The organism is Nitrosospira multiformis (assembly GCF_003050865.1).
Classification (GTDB): Bacteria; Pseudomonadota; Gammaproteobacteria; order Burkholderiales; family Nitrosomonadaceae; genus Nitrosospira; species Nitrosospira multiformis_E.
In genome coordinates, this window is the sequence record NZ_QAOK01000083.1 from 1 (window position 1) to 1,076 (window position 1,076).

The following is a 1,076-nucleotide window of genomic DNA, read 5'->3' on the forward strand; positions in this document are numbered from 1 at the left end:
CCGGACTGGCGATGGCGGCAGCCGACCCCTACCAGTTAAATCTGCCCGAGCCGCAGACAGTCATTGCCCAGCAGATCTACGACCAGCACACGATGGTTCTGTGGATTTGCCTGGCGATATTCATCGGCGTGTTCGGCGTGATGTTCTATTCCGTAGTCAAGCATCGCAAATCCAAGGGCTATGAGGCCGCCAATTTCCATCACAGCACCACGGTCGAGATCATCTGGACCGCGATCCCGTTCCTGATTCTGGTCGGCATGGCTTTTCCCGCCACCAAGACCGTGATTGCCATGAAAGATACGTCCAACCCGGACATCACCGTCAAGGCGACCGGTTATCAATGGAAATGGGGCTACGACTACCTGACGGGTGAAGGGGAAGGCATCGGTTTCCTGAGCGCCCTCTCCACGCCCAAGCCACAGATCAACAACGCGGCCCCCAAGGGCGAGAACTATCTCCTGGAAGTGGACAATCCGCTGGTCGTTCCCGTAGGCAAGAAAGTGCGCGTGCTGATCACCGCCAATGACGTGCTGCATGCCTGGTGGGTACCGGCGTTAGGCGTCAAGCAGGATGCCATCCCCGGTTTCATCCGTGACGTGTGGTTCAACATCGAGAAGCCCGGCACCTATCGCGGCCAGTGCGCCGAGTTGTGCGGCAAGGAGCATGGGTTCATGCCGATCGTGGTAGAAGCGGTGGAGCCTGAGAAATATGCCGCCTGGGTGGCGGAGCAGAAAACCAAGTTGGCGGCAGTGGCCGTGGACATCAACAAGGAGTTCACGCCGGACGAGCTCAAGGCCAAGGGCGAAGCCGTGTATAACGCCAACTGCGCTGCCTGCCATCAGGCCAACGGGCAGGGCGTGCCGGGGACTTTCCCTGCAATCGCCGGATCGAAAGTTGCCACCGGGCCCAAGGAAGGTCATATCAACATCGTCATGAATGGCAAGAGCGGCACGGCAATGGCGCCATTCAAGCACCTGTCGGACGTGGATATTGCCTCGGTGATCACCTACCAGCGCAATTCCTTCGGCAACTCGACAGGCGATGCTGTCCAGCCATCCGAAATCAATCAACACAGA

1 protein-coding gene is annotated in these 1,076 nt (G+C 58.6%); it reads left to right on the forward strand.

What is annotated here, in order from left to right; all coding sequences use genetic code 11:
• Positions 1-1,076 (forward strand): cytochrome c oxidase subunit II (gene coxB / locus C8R21_RS15565; RefSeq protein WP_375136013.1); only part of this gene is annotated, 1,076 nt, incomplete at both ends.